The following is a 15,740-nucleotide window of genomic DNA, read 5'->3' as shown; positions in this document are numbered from 1 at the left end:
GTCGGGAGAGTGGCCGCAGGTCGCTGACGCCCGGCAGGCTGGCCGGTTCACACGGTGCCCTCGGGCATGAACCGGCCAATGACGCCGAATCCGCGCATCCCCCCGCACTCCGAGGAGGCCGAGCAGTCGGTCCTCGGGGGGCTGATGCTGGATAACGCCGCCTGGGATCGGGTGGCGGACCGCATTACCGATGAAGACTTCTATCGCCACGACCACCGCCTGATCTTCCGGGCGGTGGCCGCGCTGGCCGAACGCAACGCCCCGTTCGACATGGTGACCGTGTCGGAGCAGCTCGAGCGCAGCTCCGAGCTGGAAGACGCGGGCGGGATGGCCTACCTGGGCCGTCTGGCGGCCGAAACCCCCAGTGCCGCGAACATCGTGGCCTACGCGGACATCGTCCGCGAACGCTCGATCCTGCGTTCCCTGATCTCGGTGGGCACCGAGATCGCCGACTCGGCCTTTGTGCCCGAGGGTCGGGAATCCAAGGAACTGCTGGATCAGGCCGAGCAGAAGGTGTTCCGCATCGCCGAGCAGGGTGCGCGCGGGGCTCGGGGTTTCCGCGGCATGAAGCCACTGCTGACCGCCGCGGTCGAGCAGATCGAGTACCTCTACGAGACGCAGAACCCGATCACCGGCGTGGCGACGGGGTATCAGGACCTGGATGCCCTGACGTCGGGGCTGAACCCCGGCGATCTGGTGATCGTCGCCGGCCGGCCCTCGATGGGCAAGACCTCGTTTGCCATGAACATCGCCGAGTATGTGGCGATGAAGAATGCCGAACCGGTCGCGATCTTCTCCATGGAGATGCCCGGCGAGCAGCTGGCGATGCGTCTGCTGTCGTCCATGGGCCGGATCAACCAGCAGAAGCTGCGCTCCGGGCGCCTGGAGGACGGCGACTGGCCGCGACTGACCAGTGCCGTGCAGATGCTCTCCGAGGCCCCGCTGTTTATCGACGACACCCCGGCGCTGTCACCCACCGAACTGCGCGCCCGTACCCGCCGGCTGATGCGCGAGCACAAGGGGCTCAAGCTGATTGTGGTCGACTACCTGCAGCTGATGCAGTCGCCCGGCAGCAGCGAGAATCGCGCCAACGAAATCTCGGACATCTCGCGATCACTGAAGGCCCTGGCGAAGGAGCTGAGCGTGCCGATGATCGCGCTGTCGCAGCTCAACCGCTCGCTGGAACAGCGCCCGAACAAGCGCCCGGTCATGTCCGACCTGCGCGAGTCCGGAGCCATCGAGCAGGACGCCGACATTATTGCCTTCGTCTACCGCGACGAGGTCTATAACGAGGAGTCCCCGGACAAGGGCACGGCCGAGATCATTATCGCCAAGCAGCGTAATGGCCCCATCGGTACCGTGCGCCTGACCTTCCGCGGGCAGTTCACTCGCTTCGAGAACTACGCCCCCGACGTCTACGGCGGGATGGAGCAGTAGGGGGACACCCAGCCATGTACACACTTGCGTTGGCGCCCAATGCTTCTCGATCCTTGGCGCGAGGCGGCGCGTGAGGCGCGCGGCCAGCATCCAGCTCCACCCCGAGGCCCTGCGGCACAACCTGGCCGTGGCGCGAGGCCTCGCACCCGGTGTCCCCATGTGGTCGGTGATAAAGGCGGAAGGCTACGGCCACGGACTGCTGTGGGCGGCCGAGGCACTCGCCAGCGAAAGCGACGGGCTGGCCGTCTCCCAGGTCGGTGAGGCGCGGGCACTGCGCGATGCCGGCTTCGACGGCGCGTTGCTGGTGCTGCAGGGTCCGCGCGATCCCTCCGAGGTGCATGCCTGCACCGAATTCGATCTGCAGCCCGTGCTGCACGACGCGGCACAACTCGACCATCTCGAGACCGCCCGAGTCACGCTTCCCATCGTCTGGATCAAACTGAATACCGGGATGAACCGGCTGGGTTTCGTGCCGGCGGAGGCGGCCTCGGTCGCCAGGCGACTGCAGGTTACCGGCCACGGGCAGGGCGGGTTGCACTGGATGACCCACATGGCCTGTGCCGACGAGCCGGAGCATCCACAAAATGCCCGCCAGCTGGACCGTTTCGCGACGACGGTGGCGGAATTTTCGGGACGCCGCAGCGTGGCCAATTCGGCGGCCCTGTTTGCCGGCTGGGGTCGGGGCGGGACGTCCGATGCCCCCGGTGAATACTGGGGCCGGCCCGGTATCATGCTCTACGGCGCGCATCCGGCCTCGGTACCCACCGAGCACCTCCCGGAGGGTCCGGACAGCGACCTGCGCCCGGCGATGACCGTGCAGGCCCCGATCATCGCCACCCAGCCGCTCGAATCCGGCAGTACCGTCGGTTATGGGGCGACCTGGGCTGCCGATGTGCCGGGCCGGGCCGGGATCGTCGCGATGGGGTATGCCGACGGATACCCGCGCCATGCCCCGTCGGGCACACCAGTGCTGGTGAAGGGGGCGCTTTGCCCGCTGATCGGGCGCGTGTCCATGGACATGCTGGCGGTGGATCTCTCCGGGGTGCCCGATGCGCAGGTCGGGGACCCGGTGACCCTGTGGGGCGAAGGCCTTCCCGTGGAACGCGTGGCGCGTGCGGCGGGGACGATCAGCTACGAGCTGCTGACGCGTGTGGCCGACCGGCTGCAGCCGGCGCGCTGATACACTGTGGCATTCCGCATTCAAGGATGCCGCGATGACCGACTTCGACCCCGCTGATTACGACCCGCAGACTGTAGCCATCCGGCACGGCTACCGGCGTACGCCCGAGGGCGAGCACTCCGAGGCGATCTTCCCGACCTCCAGCTTCGTGTTCGGTTCGGCCGCGGAGGCCGCCGCGCGCTTCGGCGGGGAGTCGCCCGGCAATATCTACTCGCGCTTCACCAACCCGACCGTGCGCACCTTCCAGGACCGTCTGGCGGCGCTGGAGGGGGGCGAGGCCTGTGTGGCCACCGCCTCCGGCATGTCCGCGATCCTCGCGACCATGATGGGTCTGTTGAAGGCCGGCGATCATGTGGTCTGCTCGCGTTCGGTGTTCGGCACGACGACCGTGTTGTTCAACAATTACCTCGGGCGTTTCGGCGTCGAGGTGACCTACGTCGAGCTGTCGAACCTCGAGGCCTGGGAGGCCGCCACGCAGCCCAATACCCGGCTGTATTTCTGCGAGACGCCGTCCAACCCGCTGGGCGAGGTGGTGGACATTGCCGCGCTGGCGGAGATCGCGCATCGGCACGACGCGCTGCTCGCGGTGGACAACTGCTTCTGCACGCCGATCCTGCAGCGTCCGCTGGATCTGGGCGCCGACATCATCATCCACTCGGCGACCAAGTTCCTCGACGGCCAGGGGCGCTGCCTGGGCGGCGCGGTAGTCGGCGATGCCGAGCGCGTCGGCAAGGACGTCTACGGCTTCCTGCGCACGGCCGGGCCGACCCTGTCGCCGTTCAACGCCTGGGTGTTCCTGAAGGGGCTGGAGACCCTGGCCCTGCGCATGCGCGCCCACAGCGACAACGCCCTGGCCCTGGCGCAGTGGCTGCAGGCCCACCCGAAGATCACCGCCGTGCATTACCCGGGGCTCGAATCCCACCCGCAGCATGCGATCGCCAAGCGCCAGCAAAGCGGCTTCGGCGGCGTGCTGAGCTTCGAGGTCGCCGACGGGCGCGAGGCCGCCTGGTCGGTGATCGACGCAACGAAATTCCTGTCGATCACCGCGAACCTGGGCGATGCCAAGACCACCATCACCCACCCGGCCACCACTACCCACGGTCGTGTGGACCCGGACAAGCGGGAGGCCCAGGGCATTACCGAGGCTCTGGTGCGGGTCGCCGTGGGGCTGGAGGCGGTCGCCGACATCCAGCGCGACCTGGCCCGCGGGCTCGACGCGCTCTGACGCGGCTCCCGGGTCGACCGCACGGATATGTCCAGACCCGAGTCCGGTGATGCCCATCCGAAGCCGCGCCGGCGTCCGCGCTGGCGCGTGCTGCTGACGGTTGTAATTGGCTTTCACCTGCTGGGGTTCCTGTCGTCGCTGGATGCGCTGATGTCCACCCGCACGCCGCAGGGCGCGGTGGCCTGGATCGTGTCGCTCAACACCGTTCCCTATGTGGCTGTGCCGGCCTACTGGGTATTCGGCGCCAGCGAGTTTCGCGGCTATGTGGTCGCGCGCCGTGACGAGGACTCCGCTCTGGCGCGGGCCTTGCAGCCGAAGACCGAGGAGCTGTGGTCACACCAGTACATCGCGCAAGAGCCGAGCAAGCACCTGGACGGGGTGCAGCAACTCGCCCGCTGGCCGTTCCTCCACGGCAACGAGGTCGAGCTGCTGGTGGATGGCGAGGCGACCTTCGACAGTATCTTCGAGGGGATCGAGCAGGCCGAGCGCTACCTGCTGGTGCAGTTCTATATCGTGCGCGACGACGCGATCGGGCGCGAACTCAAGCGGCGGCTGGTGGAGCGGGCGCAGGACGGGGTCGAGGTCTATTTTCTCTACGACGAGATCGGCAGCTACCGCCTGCCCGGCAGCTATCTGGACACCCTGCGCGAGGCGGGGGTGCATGTGCAGCACTTTCACTCGACCCGCGGGCGCGGCAATCGCTTCCAGCTGAACTTCCGCAATCACCGCAAGATCGTGGTGGCCGATGGCGAACAGGGCTGGGTCGGCGGACTGAACGTGGGGGACGAGTACCTCGGGCGGGACCCGAAGATCGGCCCCTGGCGCGACACCCACCTGCGCATCGAGGGGCCGTCCGCCCTGGCCCTGCAGTCGGTGTTCCTGGAGGACTGGCACTGGGCCACCGAAGAGATCCCGGAGCTGGACTGGCAGCCGGCGACCATGGCGGACGATGGCGTCCCGGTGCTGATCCTGCCCTCAGGACCGGCCGACGAGTTCGAGACCGCCAGCCTGATGATGCAGCAGGCGATCCATTCGGCCGAGCGGCGCATCTGGATCGCCAGCCCGTACTTCGTGCCCGACGAGGGCGTGCAGGGCATGCTCAAGCTGGCGGCACTCAGTGGCGTCGACGTGCGCGTGCTGATCCCCGAGGTCACCGACAACCCGCTGACCACGCATGCGGCCTACGCCTTCCTGGGCCCGCTACTGGATGCCGGCGTGCGCGTCTACCGCTATCAGGAGGGCTTCCTGCACGGCAAGGCCTTCGTGGTGGACGACATGGGTGCGGCGGTGGGGACCGTGAACCTGGACAACCGCTCGTTTCGGCTGAACTTCGAGGTCACCGCGCTGGTGCTGGATCCGGGATTTGCCCGCGAGACGGCGCGCATGTTCGAGGCCGACTTCGCCCGCTCGCGCGAGATGACCCGGCAGGACGTGGACGACCTGCCGCTGTGGCGCCGCGTGGCCGCGCGGGCCGCCTATCTGCTGGCGCCTGTGCTGTAGCGCTCTGGGCGATGAACGGGCGGCTTGATCTGTGTCACGCCGAACGCCGGACCGGCTGCTAGACTTGCAGGCAGAATACCTTTTCGAGACCAGCCCGTGTCACGAGCCTCGCGCCATCTGCTGAATCTACTGATCGTCGCCGCCCTGTTGCTGGCGCCGATCGCCGGTGCGGGGATGATGCACGGTGGCGCCGCGGGCGGCATGACCGCGGCGGACCACTGCCTGGATCATGGAGCGGGATCACCTGCAGACCCCATGTCATCGGACCTTTCGCCGGACCTTGTGATCCAGGCTGCGCCTTCGGCCTGCGAGATGCCCTGTGCGGTCTGTGGCGCCTGCGGGGTCTCGGGTTTGCCTTCACCCGCCGGCACGCCGGTCACGGCGGCCGCGCCCGTTTTCGCCCCCCTTCCCGTCGCCATGGGCCCCGGTATCCCTGCGGCACCGGATCTTCGCCCACCCCTCTGAGTCCTCCCTGGCCGGGGTTCCGCCCGGCCCCGGGTGATCGTGGATCGCCCACTCGGTGCGCGGTGTCGCGCATTGCGGTTGTCACTAGTTCCCTGGGAGGACTACACCATGATGCATGAACAAGGTTTTGGCTGGATGACGGGCCTCGGCTTCGGCCATGGCTGGATTGGTCTACTGATTCTGGCGCTACTGATCCTCGGGATCGCGGCCCTGATCAAGTATCTGTTCAGTAATCGCTGAGGAGTCGCGCGATGACGACGGAAACGAAGCCAGCGGACGCCCGCGAGGCGGTGGTGATCGTCCCCGGCATGGGGTCGGACCACTGCGCGGGGATTGTCCGCGCGGCGCTGGAGAAGACCCCGGGTGTAGCCTCGGTGGGGACCAATATCGCCCGCCACCGGGTGACCGTGGGATACGACCCCGAGCAGGTGGACCCGCAGGGGTTGCGGGCCGCCGTGGAGGGGGCCGGCTACGACGTTGCCCAGGTCGAGGGCGCGGCGGGCGGTGCCGGTGCGGTGCGCCTGGTGGTGCCCGGCATGGGGTCGGATCACTGCGCGGGGATCGTGCGCGGTGCGATCGAGAAGCTGGACGGCATCCAGGCGGTGCGCACCAACATCGGCGATCACCGTGTGACCGTAGAGCCCGGTCCCGGCGGCCCCGATGCCAAGGCCCTGCGCGCCGCGGTCGAGGGGGCCGGCTATGACGTGGCGGCGGTGGAGACCGAGGAGGCCGGCAGCGAGGCGGACGACGCCGAGATTGACGCCGCCTATCTGAAGCAGGCCTGGCGCCGGCTGTGGATCGCGATGATCCCGACCATCGCGATCATGGTGCTGATGATGCCGCACATGTTCTGGCAGGAGATCCCCGGCTATCTGCTGATCATTGCCGTGTTGGCCTTCCCGGTGGTGTTCATGGCGGGCGGTGCGGCCACCCACCGTTCGTCCTGGCGCGCGCTGAAAAGCGGCAGCCTGAACATGGACGTGCTGATCTCCATGGGCTCGCTGCCACCCTACCTGCTGGGGCTGATCGGCTTCTTCTATCCGATGACCTCGTTCATCGAGATGGCCGCGACCATCATGGCCTTCCACATGCTCGGGCGGTATCTGGAGTACCGCGCCAAGGGCGAGGCCTCCTCCGCGATCCGCAAGCTGCTGGATCTGGGCGCGAAGACCGCCCGGGTCGAACGCGATGGCGAAGAGGTCGAGGTGCCGGTGAAATCGCTGCAGGTGGGCGAGCTGATGATCGTGCGCCCGGGCGAGAAGATCCCCACCGATGGCGAAGTGGTCGCCGGCGAGAGCACGGTGGACGAATCCATCGCCACCGGTGAGTCGGTGCCGGTGGACAAGGGCGAGGGCGATAGCGTGCTCGGCGCGACCCTGAACCAGCAGGGGCGGCTGAAGGTGCGTGCGACCCGCGTGGGGGCCGACACCTTCCTGTCGCAGGTGATCCGTCTGGTGAACGAGGCCCAGGGTTCGCGGGTGCCGGTGCAGGAGCTGGCGGACCGCATCACCGCGCGCTTCGTGCCGGCGGTGCTGGTCATTGCGCTGGCCGCGTTTGCGGCCTGGTTGGCGTTCTCCGGGGCGCTGCAGCCGATCCTGATCTGGGGCGAGGGCTTCCTGCCCTGGGTGGACTCGGAACGGCCGCCGATCGTGCTGGCGCTGCTCGCGGCGATCGCCGTGCTGGTCATTGCCTGCCCCTGTGCGCTGGGACTGGCCACGCCCACCGCGCTGATGGTGGGCTCCGGTATGGGCGCCGAGCGCGGAGTGCTGATCCGCTCGGGCTCCGCGATCCAGACGCTGAAGGACATCCGCGTGATCGTGCTCGACAAGACCGGGACCATCACCCGCGGGCAGCCGGCACTGACCGACGTGATCGCGGCCGAGGGCTTCGATGACGCTCGCGTGCTCGGTGCGGCCGCGGCCGTGGAGGCCGGCTCCGCGCACCCGCTGGCCGAGGCCGTCGTGCAGGGTGCGCGCGACCGGGAGCTGGCGATCGCCGAGGTCGAACAGTTCCAGTCGCACACCGCGCGCGGGGTGGAGGCTCACCTTTACGGGGAACGCGTCCTGGTCGGCAGCCAGCGGCTGCTGGAGGAGCAGGGCCTGGATCCGTCCGGCCTGCTGGAATCGCTGCGGCGGCTCGAGGATGCCGGCAAGACCGCGATGCTGGTGGCCATTGGCGAGCGACCGGCCGGCATTGTCGCGGTCGCCGACACCCTCAAGGAGGCGTCGCAGAGCGCCATTGAGCAGCTGCATAGCCTCGGCATACGCTGCGTGATGGTCACCGGCGACAACGAGCGCACCGCGAAGGCCGTGGCCGCGCAGGTGGGGATCGACGAGGTTCGTGCCGGCGTGCTGCCGGAGGGCAAGGTCGAAGCGGTCCGCGAACTGCAGGCGCAGTACGGCGACCACGTGGCCATGGTGGGGGACGGCATCAACGACGCCCCGGCCCTGCAGCAGGCCAACGTCGGCATCGCGATCGGGGCCGGCGCGGATGTGGCCATCGAGGCCGCTGACGTGACTTTGGTGCGTGGCGAGTTGACCAAGGTGGTCGAGGCCGTGCAGCTCTCGCGCCTGACCTTCCGCAAGATCGTGCAGAACCTGTTCTGGGCCTGGGGCTACAACTCCGCCGCAATCCCGATCGCCGCGGCCGGCCTGCTGCACCCCATGATCGGCGTGATCGCGATGACCGCCAGCTCGCTCTCGGTGATCGGCAACTCCATCCTGCTGCGCCGCAGCATGCCGACCGACGAGCGCTGAACGGGTATCCTTGGCCGCCATGAGTCAGCCGATCACCCATCCCGCGAGCCCGGATCTCTACCAAGCGGCCGAAATGGCGCTGCGCGAGTGCGATCCCGAGACCAAGTGCGAGCGCGTGCTGGCGCTGATGCAGGCCTGGTGGTCCGATGAGCTGGAGGCGGTCGCCAGCTCCGGGCCGGAACGGTTGGAGGTGCCCGGGCGTCCGGAACGGCCGGTGCTGGTGCACCCGAAGGACCTGCCGCGACGCGGGTTGCACACGACGGCCGGGCGGGTGGCGCTGGTGCATGCGGTCGCGCATATCGAGTTCAACGCGATCAACCTGGCGCTGGATGCCGTGTATCGCTTTCGCGACATGCCGGCGCCGTTCGTCAGCGACTGGCTGCAGGTGGCGGCCGAGGAGGCGCGCCATTTCCGGCTGTTGCGTGCGCGGCTCCACGAGCTGGGGGCGGACTACGGCGACCTGCCGGCCCACAACGGGCTGTGGGAGGCGGCACTCGCGACCGACCAGGATGTGATGATCCGCATGGCCCTGGTGCCGCGCGTGCTGGAGGCGCGCGGGCTGGACGTCACCCCCGGCATGATCGAGCGCCTGATGGCCGCGGGCGATCACGCAACCGTGGCGCTTCTCGAGATCATCCAGCGCGAGGAGGTCGCCCACGTGGCGATCGGCTCGCGCTGGTTTCGCGAGCTGGCGCACGTACGCGGGCTTGATCCCGAGCCGCTGTTCCTCGAGCTGTTGGCCGAGTACATGCCGGGCCGCGTACGCCCGCCCTTTGCCCACGAGGCCCGCCGCGCCGCCGGCTTCACCGACTCCGAGATGGCGCAACTGGAGGCCCAGGCCACCGCCGAAACGTCGCCATAGCCCCGACCGCCTGCCTTGATGAGGCTGGTCCTAGTTCGGCATCCGGTGTTTACGGTGGCTTCGGGCCGCCGCCTGCCATGCGCTGTCTCGCCAGCGCACCGCGCCCGTTGTTGATCAAAAACGGGCTTCTTTGCTCGTGCAAAGAAGTATCCAAGAAACACGCCCGACTGCCGCGACCCCGGCCCGCTGCGCGGGCCGGGGTTCCCCTCGCTCCGAGGCTTTTCGCGGGCGGCGCTGAAACTCGCTGCGCCTTCGGCTTCGCTCAGACAGTCAGCGCCTCTCTTCCCGCGAAAACCCTCTCCACTCCGCGCGACGACAACGGGGGTGAAGGTCAAGACAACGGCTGTCCCAACGATTGTGCTTACGGATGGAGGCTAGGTCTTCGGACATCTTCGGCACGCGCGGCCTTCGGCCATAGCGTGCCGCGCCCGCCAGCGGGCGCCGGGGGGGAGTAGGATGCCGATGAGCGCAGCGAATCGCATCAGGGTTGCCCCGACGTCGGAACGGTGCGTTTCGCTGTGCTCAACCGCACCCTACGGCGTTGGAGTTGGCTGCAGGCGCGGGGATAACTTCTGTTTTGACCTTCATCCCCCCGTATGAAGCCCCTTGCGGAAGGGTTCTCGGGACGGAAGAGAGGCGCTGACTGTCTGAGCGAAGCCGAAGGCGTAGCGAGTTTCAGCGCCGCCGGCCCGAGGGCCCTGGAGCAAGGTCCCCGGGCGGGATCCGGGTGCCCTTCTTTGGGTACTTTCTTGGGCAAGCAAGAAAGTACCTCGGGGTGCGCTGCCGAGACAGCGCAGGCAGGCGGCCGGATTAAGGCACGGAAACACCAGATGCCGAACCAGGCCCAGCCAAGAACGGCCGAGGCGTGGCAGCGGTTCAGGCGTGCAGCAGGTGCGCGGGGTAGGGCGAGCCGTCCAGCGCGCGCAGGACGGGGCCGGTCGCCGCGACCTCCAGGTAGCCCGGGTGCTCGTCCCAGGCCGGCAGGACGCAGCGCTGGCGGGGCTGACCGTCGACCGCCAGGTCGTGGATCGCGGGGCGGTGGGTATGGCCATGGATCATCAGCGGGACATCGGCGTCGCGGAAGGTGTCCGCCACGGCGTTCGCATTCACGTCCATGATGGCGTCGGCCTTCATCCGGCTGTTGTCGCGGCTGGTGGCGCGCATGGACTCGGCCTGGCGGATGCGTTCCTCCAGCGGATGGGCGAGGAACGCCCGCTGCCATTCGCCGCCGCGTACCTGCTGGCGAAAGGCCATGTGTTCGGTGTCGTCGGTGCACAGGGAATCGCCATGCAGCAGCACGGCGGGCCCGCAGGGCAGGGCCGCGTGCAGCGGCTCGGGCGCCAGCTGCATCCCGGCGCGGGCGGCATAGTCCGGGCCCACGAGAAAATCCCGGTTGCCATGGATGAAGGCCACCGGGATCTCGAGTGTCTGCAGGGCCTCGGCGAGCTGTTCGGCGGCCGGGAATCCGGCGTCATCGCCGACCCAGTATTCGAACAGGTCGCCGAGGATGTACAGCGCCGAGGCGCTGCGCGCCGGTCCCTTCAGGAAGGCGAGTGTGGCCTCCAGCAGGGGGCCGGGCTCGCGATCCAGGTGCAGGTCGGAAATGACCAGGGCCGGCGCGCTGGAAGCCACGGGGTGGCTCAGTCCTCGACGCGCTTCACGCTTTCCATCACGACCGGCTCCTGCGGCACATCCTGGTGCATGCCGGAACGGCCGGTGGGTACGGACTCGATCTGGCGCACGACGTCCATGCCCTCGGTCACCTTGCCGAAGACCGCATAACCCCAGCCCTGCGCATTCGGGGCCGTGTGGTTGAGGAAGTCGTTGTCGTTCACGTTGATGAAGAACTGCGCGGTGGCCGAGTGCGGATCCTGGGTGCGGGCCATGGAGATCGCACCCACCTCGTTCTTCAGGCCGTTGTCCGCCTCGTTGCGGATGGGCTCGCCAGCGGACTTCTGGCTCATGTTCTTGTCGAAGCCGCCGCCCTGGACCATGAAGCCCGGGATCACGCGGTGAAAGATCGTGCCGTCGTAGAAGCCGTCATCCACGTAGGACATGAAGTTGGCGACCGTCTCCGGGGCGGCCTCGGCATTGAGTTCCAGCACGATGCGGCCATGGTTGGTTTCGATCGCGACCTGCGGATTGGTATCGGCCATGGGGGCTCCTGAAAGCAGTAGGGCAAGAAGGGCGGTGGCCAGCACAATGCCGAGCCGGAAACGGGATCGCTGCACGGGACTGGCCCTCCGGATGAGTGTCGGGCGGCCATGGTACCCGGCAGGCGGGGTGCCTGCCAGCAACGCTACTAGGGAGACGCTGATTGAATCGCACGTCCGCGTTGGTGCCCCCTGTTTTCCGAGACAAGGCGCGTCGTGCAGCGGGTAGTGGTTCTACCCGTAAGCGGCGCAACGCAGGATCGGGGAACAGGGGGCACCAACCCCACAAGACATTTAGTGCAGGGGCTCGGCCGCTTTTGCGCGGGAACGGCGTTGCGGTTCCCTTGTGCAGAATGACTGCACGGCAGTCACCGCGCCTTGTTCGCACGCAAAAGCGACTCGAGCGCGGACGCGCGATTCAATCAGCGTCGCCCTAGGGCCACGGCCGGCCCGGCTGGTGGCCCGCGGGGTGCTCCGCTACCATGCGCGCGATGACGACACCGCCGACCAAGACCCGTTTCGCGCCCAGTCCCACCGGGCTTCTCCACCTCGGCAACGTGCGCACCGCGTTGTTCAGCGCGCTGTTCGCCCGCTCGCGCGGCGGGCATTTTCTGCTGCGGATCGAGGACACCGACGCCGAGCGCTCGCGCCCGGAGTTCGTGGTCGCGCTGATGCGCGACCTGCGCTGGCTGAAGCTGGACTGGGACGAGGGCGTTGACGCCGGTGGCGATGCCGGACCGTATGCCCAGTCCGAGCGCGGCGGGATCTTCGATGGCTATTACCAGCAGTTGATTGATGCCGGTCAGGCCTACCCCTGCTTCTGCTCGCCCGCCGAGCTGGAGCGGGGACGCAAGCGCATGCGCGCCCAGGGCAAGCCGCCGCGCTATCCGGGGACCTGCTCCCACCTGAGCGCGGAGGAGGCCGAGCGGCGCGCGGCCGAGGGGCAGAAGCCGACCCTGCGCTTTCGTGTGCCGCTGGGTCGGACGGTCCGTTTCGAGGACGGGGTACGCGGGCCGGTGAGCTTTCGGACCGACGAGATCGGCGATTTCGTGATCCGCCGCTCCGACGGCACGCCCGCCTTCTTCTTCTCCAATGCGATCGACGACGCCCTGATGGGCGTGACCGATGTGGTGCGCGGCGAGGACCATATCGCCAACACCCCACGCCAGATGCTGTTGCTGGAGGCGCTGGGGCTGGCGGCGCCGGCCTACCATCACCTGCCGCTGGTGATGGGGCACGACGGTGCGCCGTTGTCCAAGCGCAATGGGTCGGCCAGTGTCGAGGAGTTGCGCACTACGGGTTACCTGCCGCTCGCGATCCTTAATCACCTGGCACGCCTCGGGCATCGCTACGAGTCGGACGAGTTACTGAGTGCGCAGGAACTCGCGGCCGGGTTCAGCCCGGAGCGCATTGGTCACAGCGCTGCGCGCCACGATGCGCAGCAGTTGGAACACTGGCAGACCGAGGCCCTGCGCCAGCTGTCCGATGCCGATCTTCTGGCCTATCTCGATGACTTCGATGTGTTCGGGCAGCTGTCAGAGGACCAGCGCCCGGCACTGGCGGGGCTGTTGCGTGACAACATCACCCGCGCCGAGGACGCCCGTATCTGGGTGGAGGCCTTCGCCGCCGATCCGGCCCCACTGAGCGAGGCGGCCGCCGCCGAGCTGCAGCAGGCGGGCGCGGATTTCTACCGCGCCGCCCTGGACGCCCTGGAAGAGGCCGAGGATTTCCCGGCCCTGGCAAAGGCTGTCGGCGCGGCGACGGGTGCGAAGGGGCGCAAGCTGTTCATGCCGCTGCGTGCGGCGCTGTCCGGCCAGACGCATGGGCCCGAGCTGCCGCGCATCTTCGAGTATCTAGGGCGTGAACGGGTGCGTGCGCGCCTGCAGGCCGCGCTTGAGCAGGCGGGCTGAAGCGCCCTTCAGTCTCCCTCGGGCGATTTCGTCGCCGTCACCTTCAGCTCGAGTGCGCCGCGCGCCAGGCGGGCCTGCAGCGGCGCGCCGATCTCGGTTCTTGCGGCGTCGCGCAGGACCTGTCCTTCTTTCGTTTGCAGGATCGCATAGCCGCGTTCCAGGACCGCCTGGGGGCCGAGGGCGCTCAGCTGGCGCCGGGTGGCCTGCAGCCGCTGCTGGCGGATCGTCAGGGCCTGACGCATCTGGTATTCGAGATCCCGGTGCAGGCGTGCCAGGCGCTCGCGGTGTGAGCGGATGTCGTGTGCCGGGGCGGCGCGCGCGAGACGCTGGTGCAGATGGTCGAGGCGCATCCGCGCGGAGGCGATGCGGTTGCCGGGGGAGGCCCCGGCCAGGCGCAGGCGTAGATGCTGCAGGCGCTGGCCGGCCTGCTCGTGCCGGCGCTGCCAGGCGCGTTGCAGGCGCTCGTGCTGGTCGTCCAGGCGCTGCGCGTTGCGTTCCATCAGCTGGCGCGGGTGGCGCCGTTCGAGTCGGGTCCACAGGGCGTTCAGCGTCTGCCGGTGCTGGGCAACGCGCTGGCCTGCAAGTGTAGTCATCCGGTCGCGCGCCCGTTCGATCCGGTGGCGCAGGGTGGCGCCATCCGGGCTGACTGCCTCGGCCGCCGCGGTCGGGGTGGAGGCGCGCAGGTCGGCGACGAAGTCCGCAATGGTGGTATCGGTCTCGTGCCCGACACCCGTCACGACCGGGATTGGCGACGCGGCGATGGCGCGGGCCACGCTTTCCTCGTTGAACGCCTGCAGATCCTCCAGCGAACCGCCGCCGCGCGCCAGGATCATCACGTCCACGATGCCCTCGCGGGCGGCCTGCTCCAGGGCCGCGACGATCTGGCTGGCGGCCTGCGCGCCCTGTACCGCGGTGGGGTAGAGGGTAAAGGGCAACAGCAGAGGGAAACGCCGCGCCAGGGTGCGTTCGATATCGTGCCGCACATCGCCCTGGGTGGAGGTGATCACGCCGAGGCGATGGGTCCAGGTGGGGAGGGGCTTCTTCCGCTCGAGGTCGAACAGGCCCTCGGCGGCGAGCTTTTCCTTCAGGCGCTGGAAGGCCGCCAGGAGCTGGCCCTCGCCGGCCGGCTGCAGCTGCTCGACGATGATCTGGAACTGGCCGCGTGCGGCGTAGATCCCGGCGCGGCCCTGGATCTGCACCGCGTCGCCATCGGCGAAGCGCGCGGCGTTGCGGGCATTGCCGCGAAAGAGCACGCAGCTTACCGAGCTATTTGCGTCTTTGAGCGAGAAGTACTGGTGGCCGGAGGCGTACTGGCGCAGGTTGGAGACCTCTCCCTCCACGCGTACCCGGCCCAGGCCGTCGCGCAACAGGCCGTCGGCACACTGGTTGAGTTCGGTGACGGTCAGTACGGGGGCGTCGCTCATGGTTCGGGATTCACGGACGTGGTGTTCGGGATGTGCGTGGCGAAGGGCTATTGTCGCCGGAACACGCGGTGCAGGACATCGGTGCCGCGTCCCTGCGGGTTGGCGCGCAGGCGGGCCTCTTCCTCCGCCAGCATGAAGAACAGGCCTTCCATCGCATGCTCCAGGACGTGCTCGACCGGGTCGAAGCGCACGCGCGCGAGGAAGGGGATGTCGCGCATGCGCTCCTTCAGCTCACCGTAGGTGTCCAGGGCCTCCACCTGCTCCAGGCTCTGCTGGATGGCCGGGCGCATCGTCTCGGTGATTTCGGCGCGTGCGTGGTGTTCGAGATGCCGGGTGGCGGCGTCGTCGTCGCCGACCAGGATTTCGCGGGCGTTGTCCAGGTCGAGCGCGAAGACGGCCCGTACCAGTGGCTCGCGGGCTTCGCGTATAGCGGCCTCGGCGGCCCGGTTCATCCGCTCCTCAAGCTGGTTCAGCGGCGTGGCCATGCCGATGCGATCCAGCGACCGACGGGCGGTCGCGAGTACCTCCGGCAGCGGGACGCGCACGTCCGGGTTGCCGAAGAAGCCGTTGCGCTGGGACAGGGTCTCGGTGGCCGAATGGGAGGCGATGATCAGGGCCTCGTGTACTGCCTCGATGATCTCGGCCGTCGTGAGGTCGGAGGCGTCCGGGCGGCGGGTCAGCGCGCGCAGCACGTCGGGGTTGAAGGGCCACCAGCTGGCGCTGGCCGTCGGTGCCGCGGCAACCGTCAGCAGCCCGGGTGCGAGCATCAGGGCAAGCAGTCGGCGGCGGCTCAGGCAGGGCATGAAGGGGCTCGGTGGCTTGAAACGA

13 protein-coding genes are annotated in these 15,740 nt (G+C 68.6%); 9 read left to right on the top strand and 4 right to left on the bottom strand.

The genetic code is table 11. From position 1 onward, the window contains the following. The first annotated feature begins 78 nt into the window (after window positions 1-78). The 8 genes from dnaB (at window position 79) to F467_RS0111520 (ending at window position 9,425) form a co-directional block, all read left to right on the top strand. Window positions 79-1,437: a replicative DNA helicase gene (gene dnaB / locus F467_RS0111555; RefSeq protein WP_018138102.1), complete on the top strand. Its 1,359-nt coding sequence runs from the start codon at window positions 79-81 to the stop codon at window positions 1,435-1,437. Window positions 1,438-1,507: 70 nt separating this feature from the next. Continuing rightward, window positions 1,508-2,617, top strand: a complete 1,110-nt coding sequence (gene alr, locus F467_RS0111550) for an alanine racemase (protein WP_018138103.1) — start codon at window positions 1,508-1,510, stop codon at window positions 2,615-2,617. Between the two features lie 34 nt (window positions 2,618-2,651). After that, window positions 2,652-3,842 (top strand): O-succinylhomoserine sulfhydrylase, encoded by a 1,191-nt coding sequence (locus F467_RS0111545; RefSeq protein WP_026182194.1) that lies wholly within the window; start codon window positions 2,652-2,654, stop codon window positions 3,840-3,842. A 27-nt stretch (window positions 3,843-3,869) separates the two neighbouring features. Beyond that, a complete protein-coding gene (gene cls / locus F467_RS0111540; RefSeq protein WP_018138105.1) occupies window positions 3,870-5,342 on the top strand; it encodes a cardiolipin synthase in 1,473 nt (490 codons plus the stop codon). Between the two features lie 96 nt (window positions 5,343-5,438). Beyond that, complete coding sequence (locus tag F467_RS13840) at window positions 5,439-5,807, top strand: hypothetical protein (RefSeq protein WP_081601197.1); 369 nt, start codon at window positions 5,439-5,441, stop codon at window positions 5,805-5,807. A 108-nt stretch (window positions 5,808-5,915) separates the two neighbouring features. Then, window positions 5,916-6,047: a hypothetical protein gene (locus F467_RS13880; RefSeq protein WP_018138107.1), complete on the top strand. Its 132-nt coding sequence runs from the start codon at window positions 5,916-5,918 to the stop codon at window positions 6,045-6,047. A gap of 11 nt (window positions 6,048-6,058) precedes the next feature. Beyond that, complete coding sequence (locus tag F467_RS0111525) at window positions 6,059-8,563, top strand: heavy metal translocating P-type ATPase (protein ID WP_018138108.1); 2,505 nt, start codon at window positions 6,059-6,061, stop codon at window positions 8,561-8,563. A 19-nt stretch (window positions 8,564-8,582) separates the two neighbouring features. Then, complete coding sequence (locus tag F467_RS0111520; protein ID WP_018138109.1) at window positions 8,583-9,425, top strand: ferritin-like domain-containing protein; 843 nt, start codon at window positions 8,583-8,585, stop codon at window positions 9,423-9,425. A gap of 876 nt (window positions 9,426-10,301) precedes the next feature. Here the strand turns inward: F467_RS0111520 and F467_RS0111515 are convergent. Together F467_RS0111515 and F467_RS0111510 are read right to left on the bottom strand one after the other, a co-directional pair. Further along, on the bottom strand, window positions 10,302-11,057 hold the full coding sequence (locus tag F467_RS0111515) for a UDP-2,3-diacylglucosamine diphosphatase (protein WP_018137549.1): 756 nt from the start codon (window positions 11,055-11,057) through the stop codon (window positions 10,302-10,304). Window positions 11,058-11,065: 8 nt separating this feature from the next. Further along, window positions 11,066-11,581 (bottom strand): peptidylprolyl isomerase, encoded by a 516-nt coding sequence (locus tag F467_RS0111510; protein WP_018137548.1) that lies wholly within the window; start codon window positions 11,579-11,581, stop codon window positions 11,066-11,068. A gap of 479 nt (window positions 11,582-12,060) precedes the next feature. Between F467_RS0111510 and gltX the strand changes: the two genes are divergently transcribed. After that, on the top strand, window positions 12,061-13,488 hold the full coding sequence (gene gltX, locus F467_RS0111505) for a glutamate--tRNA ligase (protein ID WP_018138425.1): 1,428 nt from the start codon (window positions 12,061-12,063) through the stop codon (window positions 13,486-13,488). An 8-nt stretch (window positions 13,489-13,496) separates the two neighbouring features. Here gltX and xseA read toward each other — a convergent pair whose 3' ends face one another. Then, window positions 13,497-14,912, bottom strand: coding sequence for an exodeoxyribonuclease VII large subunit (xseA, locus tag F467_RS0111500; RefSeq protein WP_018138426.1), 1,416 nt, complete (start codon window positions 14,910-14,912; stop codon window positions 13,497-13,499). Between the two features lie 47 nt (window positions 14,913-14,959). Beyond that, window positions 14,960-15,715, bottom strand: a complete 756-nt coding sequence (locus tag F467_RS0111495; protein WP_018138427.1) for a DUF4197 domain-containing protein — start codon at window positions 15,713-15,715, stop codon at window positions 14,960-14,962. Window positions 15,716-15,740 lie beyond the last annotated feature (25 nt).

The organism is Thioalkalivibrio sp. ALJ12 (assembly GCF_000378305.1).
GTDB lineage: Bacteria > Pseudomonadota > Gammaproteobacteria > Ectothiorhodospirales > Ectothiorhodospiraceae > Thioalkalivibrio.
Note: the sequence above shows the minus strand (reverse complement) of the source record. Positions and strands in the feature narration are given on the sequence as shown.